At 73.1% G+C, this 7,625-nt stretch carries 8 protein-coding genes; 5 read left to right on the forward strand and 3 right to left on the reverse strand.

Features of this window, described 5'->3' with window-relative positions; all coding sequences use genetic code 11:
* Positions 1–34: 34 nt before the first annotated feature.
* Positions 35–565 carry a carboxymuconolactone decarboxylase family protein gene (locus tag ACFU5G_RS27970; RefSeq protein ID WP_377252045.1) on the reverse strand — a complete coding sequence of 177 codons (531 nt, stop codon included), beginning with the start codon at positions 563–565 and terminating at the stop codon, positions 35–37.
* Positions 566–661: 96 nt separating this feature from the next.
* Here ACFU5G_RS27970 and ACFU5G_RS27975 point away from each other — a divergent pair, with 96 nt between their 5' ends.
* Positions 662–1,615, forward strand: a complete 954-nt coding sequence (locus ACFU5G_RS27975; protein ID WP_377252047.1) for a sigma-70 family RNA polymerase sigma factor — start codon at positions 662–664, stop codon at positions 1,613–1,615.
* Positions 1,616–1,648: 33 nt separating this feature from the next.
* A complete protein-coding gene (locus ACFU5G_RS27980; RefSeq protein ID WP_377252049.1) occupies positions 1,649–2,506 on the forward strand; it encodes a carbohydrate kinase family protein in 858 nt (285 codons plus the stop codon).
* On the opposite strand, the gene ACFU5G_RS27985 is transcribed toward ACFU5G_RS27980, so the two are convergent.
* Together ACFU5G_RS27985 and ACFU5G_RS27990 are read right to left on the reverse strand one after the other, a co-directional pair.
* Positions 2,503–3,369: an HAD family hydrolase gene (locus ACFU5G_RS27985; RefSeq protein WP_377252051.1), complete on the reverse strand. Its 867-nt coding sequence runs from the start codon at positions 3,367–3,369 to the stop codon at positions 2,503–2,505. The two genes, ACFU5G_RS27980 and ACFU5G_RS27985, sit on opposite strands and share 4 nt — an antisense overlap.
* Positions 3,366–3,989, reverse strand: coding sequence for a TetR/AcrR family transcriptional regulator (locus ACFU5G_RS27990; protein WP_377252053.1), 624 nt, complete (start codon positions 3,987–3,989; stop codon positions 3,366–3,368). Before ACFU5G_RS27990 ends, ACFU5G_RS27985 begins: the two co-directional genes overlap by 4 nt.
* Positions 3,990–4,087: 98 nt before the next feature.
* Between ACFU5G_RS27990 and ACFU5G_RS27995 the strand changes: the two genes are divergently transcribed.
* The 3 genes from ACFU5G_RS27995 (at position 4,088) to ACFU5G_RS28005 (ending at position 7,503) form a co-directional block, all read left to right on the forward strand.
* Entirely contained in the window at positions 4,088–5,596 is a 1,509-nt protein-coding gene (locus tag ACFU5G_RS27995; RefSeq protein ID WP_377252055.1) for an MFS transporter, read from the forward strand.
* Positions 5,597–5,725: 129 nt separating this feature from the next.
* Positions 5,726–6,562, forward strand: coding sequence for a class II glutamine amidotransferase (locus tag ACFU5G_RS28000; protein WP_377252057.1), 837 nt, complete (start codon positions 5,726–5,728; stop codon positions 6,560–6,562).
* A 74-nt stretch (positions 6,563–6,636) separates the two neighbouring features.
* A complete protein-coding gene (locus ACFU5G_RS28005; RefSeq protein ID WP_377252059.1) occupies positions 6,637–7,503 on the forward strand; it encodes a MerR family transcriptional regulator in 867 nt (288 codons plus the stop codon).
* Positions 7,504–7,625 lie beyond the last annotated feature (122 nt).

Here is a 7,625-nt window from a genome sequence, read left to right on the forward strand (position 1 = left end):
CGACAAGCTCGACCAGCGGGGGCCAGCGGGTGGGTTACCAGGTGCCCGGGACCTGGCGGACCGTGACGTTGAGGCGGTTGAACAGGTTGGTGACGCCGATGTGCAGCACGAGCGCCGCGAGCGCCTGCTCGTCCCAGTGCTCGGCGGCACGGTCCCAGACGGCGTCCGGCACCCCGTCGGGGGCGTCGGCGAGCCGGGTCATCGCCTCGGCGAGCTCGAGCGCCGCGCACTCGGCCTCGCTGAGGTAGGGCGACTCGCGCCAGGCGGCGACGGACGCGAGGCGGTCCTCCGACTCCCCGGCCTTGCGGGCCTGCCGCATCCCGTACTCGATGCACCATCCGCAGCCGTTGAGCTGGCTGACGCGCAGGTGCACCACCTCGAGCGTGGTCGCGGGGACACCCTGCCCGTGGGCGAGCTTGCCCAGCTCGGCGAGCGCCTTCGCACCGCCCGGCACGACGAGCGCCGGGTTCTTCGCGCGAGGCGTCACGGTCCGCAGGTGGGGCGTGCCGGAGGGCTGCAGGCCGAGCTGCTCGACCAGGTCCTGAGCGGTGGTGTCGGTCGTCATCGCGATCCTCTCGTCGGGCCGGGGTTCCCGGCCTGTCACACCGGCGCCCTGCGCGCCGTCACACCGTTGACGACCCCGAACACGAGGATGTGACAGATGACCCCCGACGAGCTCGCCCGCACCTTCGAGCAGCACCGGCCCCGCCTGCGGGCAGTGGCCTACCGGATGCTCGGCAACCCCGACGACGCCGACGACGCGCTGCAGGAGGCCTGGCTGCGCCTGAGCCGGACCGGGGACGAGGGCATCGACAACCTCGCCGGCTGGCTGACCACGGTGACCGGCCGGATCTGCCTCGACATGCTCCGCTCCCGGAACACGCGCCGCGAGGACCCCCTGCCGTCCGGTGCCCCCGACGACGTCGCGCCGGAGATCCTGGACGACGCCTCCCCCGACCCGGTGCGGGAGGCCGAGCTGGCCGACGTCGTCGGGGTGGCCATGCAGGTGGTCCTGGAGAGCCTCGACCCGGCCGAGCGCCTGGCGTTCGTGCTGCACGACCTGTTCGCCGTGCCCTACGAGCAGATCGCGCCCGTGCTCGGCCGTTCGGTCGTGGCCGCCCGGCAGCTCGCGAGCCGCGGACGACGCCGGGTGCAGTCGGGGCCCGGCGCACAGAGCGCCGGCAGAGCGAACACGGGGGACGACGCCGGGCCGCGGGCAGGCGCCGCGGGCCGGACGGACCGGCAGGTGGTGGAGGCCTTCCTCCTGGCCTCCCGCACCGGCGACCTCGCGGGACTGCTGGCGGTGCTCGCGCCGGACGTGGTGCTGCGGGCCGACCAGGCCGCCCTCGCGGCGGCGGCCGAGGCCGCGGACCGGGGCGCTCCCCTGCTGGCCCGCGAGGTGCGCGGGGCGGCGGCCGTGGCCCAGGCGTTCCGCGGCCGGGCGGGCGGGGCGGTGCCCGCGCTCATCGACGGCTCCATCGGGTTCGCGTACGCGCCCGACGGCACGCCGCTGGGCCTGTTCGCGGTGGTCGTGCACGACGGGCACATCGCGGCCGTCGACATGATGGGCGACCCGGCCACGGTCGCCGGCGCACACGTGCTGCTGCTCAGCTGACATGCGTCCTTCCGCTGATGGCAGGGTGTGCGCATGAGTTCTCCTCGCACCGTCGTGGCCGGGCCCGCGACCTGGAACACGATGGTCCGGCTCGACCACCTGCCCGACCCGCGCCCGCACACCCTGTTCGCGCGCGGGTCGGTGCGCACGCTGGGCGGGACGAGCGCCGGCAAGGTCCTGAACCTGGCCGACCTCGGCGTGGCGGGCACGCTCGTGGCCGACGTCGGGACGGATCCGGAGGCGGACCTGATCCTGGCCGCGCTGGGGCACGCGCGCGGCACCGAGGTGCTCGCGCGGCGCGTGGCGGGGCCGTCGGAGCAGCACCTGAACCTGATGACCGACGCCGGCGAGCGCCTCTCGATCTACCTCGCGGTGCCCGGGGCGTCGCCGGAGCCGGACCCCGCGGCGGTCGCGCGCGTGACGGCGGCGGAGCACGTGGTGCTGGACCTGAGCGCCGTCGGGCAGGCGCTGCTGCCGGCGGCCGTGGCGGGCGGCGCGACGCTCTGGACGGACCTGCACGACTACGACGGCGTTTCCGAGTTCCACCGGCCGTTCGCCGACGCGTGCTCGTTCGTGTTCCTCAACGACGACGGCACGGACGACCACCGCGCGCTCATGACGGCGCTGCTGGAGCGGGGCGCGAGCACGGTGGTGTGCACGCTTGGCGCGCGGGGCGCCGTAGCGCGCACGGCGGACGGCTGGTTCGAGACGCCGGCGGAGCCCACCGAGGTGGTGGACACCAACGGCGCCGGGGACGCGTTCTTCGCCGGGTTCTTCACGGCGCACCTGGGCGGCGCGGGCACCGCGGAGTGCCTGACGGCGGGCGCGAGGCAGGCGACGCGCGCCCTGGGCACGCGCCACCTGAGCCCGCTGCTGGACGAGCCGGCCTAGGCGCGGGCGAGCAGGGTCGCGAGCTCCTCGGCGACGCCGTCGGCGTCGTGGTGCCCGACGACGGCGTCCGCGCACGCCAGCACGTCCGCGTGCGCGTTGGCCACCGCGATGCCGCGGCCCGCCCAGGTGAGCATGGGCAGGTCGTTGGGCATGTCGCCGAACGCCCAGACGTCGGCGGCGTCGACGCCGAGGCGCGTGCACCAGCGGGCCAGCGCGGCGGCCTTGTCGACGCCGGGCGGCATGAGCTCGGCCAGGCCGACGGCGCCGGAGTACGCCAGGTGCGCGTACTCCCCCACCGCGGCGCGCACGGCCGTGAAGAACTCCTCCTGCGCCAGCCGCATGTGCTCCGGCGGGTCGACGAAGACGCCCGGCGGCGGCACGTGGGCGGGGTCGAGCGCGAGGATCTTGGACACCGGGCCGCGAGCGCCGTCGAGGCCGAGGGTGTGCTCGACCGGCACCGACCACAGGCCGGGGTCCAGCGCGGGCTCCCGCCGGGGATAGGCCGGGTCGAACGTGACGCCGTCGGGCCGCTCGAAGGCGAGGGCGGCGTGGGGCAGCGCGGTGCGGATGCCGGTCACGACGGCGCGCACGGCGTCGTCGTCGAACCCGCAGGTCTCCAGGGTCTCGCCGGAGGCGACGTCCAGCACGCACGCCCCGCCGATGCAGATGACGCGGCCGTGGCCGCCCACGGTGTCGGCGAGGTGGTCGAGCCAGCGCGGGGGCCGGGCGGTGACGAAGACGACCTCGACGCCCGCGGCGTCCAGGTCGGCGAGGACCTGGCGGGTGCGGTCGGAGACCTTGCCGTCGCTGCGCAGGAGGGTGCCGTCGAGGTCGGTCGCGACGACGCGGGGCAGGCCGGTCATGGCTCGGCCCGGACGCCGGCAGCCGGGAGGATGACCTGGTCGATGTTCGAGATCAGGAAGTCCCGGTCGACGGGCCGGCCCAGCATGAGCACGCTGTAGGCGACGAGCGCGGGGCCGATGATGCAGAGCTTCTCGACGTCGATGTCGGCCGGTACCTCGCCGCGCTCGATGGCGCGGCCGAAGAAGATGCGGTTGGCCCTGGCACGCGGCTCGACGAGCGCCTCCTGCGCGGCGGCGGCCAGCTCGGGACTGCGCGCGATCATCGACACGATCCCGGCCATCACCTTGAGCTTGCGCTCACCGTCCCGGATGGTCGGCGTCCGGATCATCGCGACGAGGTCGCCGCGCAGGGTCCCGGTGTCCGGCAGGTCGTCGAGGTCGATCTCGCCCTGCTTCATGCACGCGACTGCGTCGAGCACGAGCTCGGCCTTGGACGACCACCGGCGGTAGACGGTCGCCTTCCCGGCCTTGGCGCGGGTGGCCACCATGTCGATGGTCATGCCGTCGTAGCCGGACTCGGACAGCACGTCGAGCGCGGCGTCCAGGATCTCGGGGTCGCGGGTGTGGTCCCTCTTGCGTCCGAGCCGGGGCTTCGCCTCGGTCTGCTGGACATCCGTCATCGCTGTCGCCCTCCTCGCTGCACTGTCCGACCTTACCTTCGGGTTAATACTGAACCAACGGTATCCGGAACTCGTTAGTTCCGTATATGCTGCGAGACATGTCCCAGACTTCAACCCCCGCGACGGACAGTCGTCGCTGGATCACGCTCGTCGTGGTCGGGCTCGCCCAGCTGATGGTCGTGCTCGACGCGACCGTCGTGAACATCGCCCTCCCCTCCGCCCAGGCCGACCTCGGCTTCTCGGACGGTCAGCGCCAGTGGGTCATCACGGCCTACTCCCTCACGTTCGCGAGCCTGCTCCTGCTCGGCGGGCGTCTCTCCGACCTCATCGGCCGCAAGCGCACCTTCGTCGTCGGGCTCATCGGGTTCGCCCTCGCCTCGGCCCTGGGCGGCGCTGCTGGCTCGTTCGAGCTGCTCGTGGCCGCCCGTGCACTCCAGGGCGCGTTCGGCGCGCTGCTGGCCCCCACGGCCCTCGCCGTGCTGACCACCACCTTCACCGTCCCCCGGGAACGCGCCCGCGCGTTCGGCGTCTTCGGCGCCATCGCCGGGGCCGGCGGCGCCGTCGGACTGCTGCTGGGCGGCGTGCTGACCGAGTCGCTCGACTGGCGCTGGAACCTCTACATCAACGTGCTCATCGCCGCGGTCGCCCTGGTGGGCGCGTCGATGTTCATCCCGCGCGTCGCTCGCAGCGGCCCGCGGCCGAAGCTGGACGTGCCGGGCACGCTGCTGGTCTCCGGCGCCCTCTTCGGGCTCGTCTACGGCTTCTCCAACGCCGAGACCGGCGGCTGGGACGCGCCCCTGACCTGGGGCCTGCTCACCGCGGCCGGCGTGCTGCTCGTGGCCTTCGCCTTCTGGCAGACGCGTGCCGCGCACCCGCTGCTGCCGCTGAAGATCGTGCTCGACCGGAACCGGGGCGCCGCGTACCTCTCGGTGCTGATCGCCGGTGCGGGCATGTTCGGCATCTTCCTGTTCGTCACGTACTACCTGCAGCTCACGCTCGGCTACACGCCGATCCGCACGGGCCTGGCGTTCCTGCCCATGATCGCCATGCTGATCCTCGCCGCCCAGCTCGGCACCAACCTGCTCGTGCCGCGGTTCGGGCCCAAGCTCCTGGTGCCGATCGGCATGACGCTCGGCGCGATCGGCATGATCGACCTCACGTTCCTGGACGCCTCGAGCACGTACGTCACCAACGTCATGCCCGGCCTGATGATCATCGGGTTCGCGATGGGCACGATCATGCCCGCGTCGATGCAGACCGCCACGCTGGGCGTGGACCGGGAGTTCGCCGGTGTCGCCTCGGCGATGGTGAACACGAGCCAGCAGGTGGGCGGGTCCATCGGCACCGCGCTGCTCAACACGCTGGCCGCCACCGCGGCGGCCGACTACCTCGCGGCCCACGCGCCGGTCACCGAGGCGGTCGCCGGCCAGGCCGCCATCGCCAGCTACTCGACCGCGTACTGGTGGGGCGCCGGGTTCTTCGCCGTCGGCGCGGTGCTGTCCGCGCTGCTGTTCCGCCGGCGCGGACAGGGGCTCTCGCTCTCGCACGCGGCGCCCGCCGCGGCGTCGGACGCCGACCGCGTCGCGGAGCCGGTGAGCGTCGGCTGACCGGTCCGGGTCGCCGTCACGGAGGGACACACATCGTGACGGCGGCCCGCCGACCGCTCGGCCTCACCCGATTCGGACGACGCGCGGGGCCCGCCCCCGGCGCATGCTGGCCCCGAGAGTGAGGTCGAGATGTGTCGTTGGCTCGCGTACTCAGGATCGCCCGTGCTCCTGGAGGATCTGCTCTACAAGCCGGAGAACTCTCTGGTGGTGCAGAGCAGGCACTCCCGGCTGGGCGCGGAGACCATCAACGGTGACGGCTTCGGTGTCGGCTGGTACGGCGCCCTGGAGGAACCCGGCGTCTACCACTCCACCGAGCCGGCCTGGAACGACCGCAACCTGCGCGAGATCTCTGCGCACGCGGCCGCCGGGCGGGTCTTCGCGCACATCCGCGCCTCGACCGGCACGGACGTGCAGCAGGCCAACTGCCATCCGTTCCGGCACGGCCGCTGGCTCTGGATGCACAACGGGTCCGTCGCCGACTTCCCGGTCGTGAAGCGCGACCTGACGCTGGCCGTCGCTCCCGACCTCTACCCCGGGATCGAGGGATCGACGGACTCCGAGGTCTTCTTCTTCCTGGCCCTGACGTTCGGGCTCAAGGAGGACCCACCCGGAGCGGTGGCCCGAGCGGTCGGCCTCATCGAGGAGACGGGGCGACGACACGGCGTCGACCACCCGATCCAGATGACGGTGGCCACCACCGACGGGGAGACCACGTGGGCGTTCCGCTACTCCAGCATGGGCGAGTCCCGGTCGCTGTTCCACAGCACCGACGTCTCGACGCTCCGCCACCAGTACCCCGACAACCCCGTGCTGCACGGGATCTCCGACGACGCCCGGCTCGTGGTGTCCGAGCCCCTCGGGGACCTGCGCGGAGCCTGGCGCGAGGTGCCGGAGTCCACGTGCCTCGTCGTCCGCGGCGGCCGCGAGGAGCTGCGCGAGTTCGCGCCCACGCCGGCCCTGGGGTGACCGGAGTTGCACCTCTCGTAGCGGAATGTGGTCCGGTAGAGCCACGTCCCGCCCCGCCGAGGAAGGCTCCACCCATGCACCCGTCCTTCGTCCCGCCGCGCCAGGTCAAGATCGGCGACGCCGCCGCCTTCGCCGGCACGACGCCACGCGCGATCCGGCACTACCACGAGATCGGCGTGCTCCCCGAGCCGGAGCGGGGCGGCGACGACCGGCGCCGCTACGGCTACGAGGACATGATCCGGCTGCTGTGGATCCGCCGGATGGCGGACGCCGGGATCGCGCTCGACGACATCCGGGACGCCTTCGGCTCGACTCCTGCCGCTCCCGACGACGACGGCATCGCGGCCGTCCTGGAACGGCTGGACGAGACGCTGGTCGCGCAGGAGGCAGAGCTGCGCCGACAGCGGGCCGCGGTGCAGCGGATGCGCACCCGGGGCAGCCGGGCGGGCCTGCTCTCCGACGTCGTCACGGAACGCCTCGCGAACGTGCCGGAGGGCTCCCTGCGCCAGGCGGACCTGGACACCCTGCTGGTCACCGAGCGGATCTTCGGCCCCCTCGGCGCGGCGATCCAGGCCACCCGGTTCATCGTCCTGGCCGGCAGTCCGGACCTGCGGGCGGAGTCCGACCGGGTCGACGCCGCCGAGGAGGCGCTCGACGACACGGTCGCTGTCGACGACCCCCGGGTGGCCCAGGTGGCCGCCGAACGGCATGCCTTCGAACAGAGGCTGGAGGCCGCCATGGAGGATGCCGGCCTGGACGAGGGCGACGACGCGCTCCTCGATTCCTGGGACGCCGGCGAGGTCACGGACAGCGGGCAGTCGTCGATGAGCGTGCTCGAAGCAGCCGGGAAGATGCCCTACGACTTCTCCCCGGCCCGCCTGCGCTGCATGGAGCTGGCCGTGGAGCTCGGGGCCGGCGGCGTCGGCAGCTCGCTCAGCTAGTCGGCACTTTGCATCGAGGTCGGCACAGGCCTGTGCCGACCTCAATGCAAAATGCCGACGTTTGTGTGTCGTTTAAAAAAAAACCAGCCCACCAAACAAGCCCCGAAAGGGGTTGACCTCGT

Origin of the sequence: Promicromonospora sp. NPDC057488 (assembly GCF_042802395.1) — a bacterium.
Taxonomy (GTDB): domain Bacteria; phylum Actinomycetota; class Actinomycetes; order Actinomycetales; family Cellulomonadaceae; genus Promicromonospora.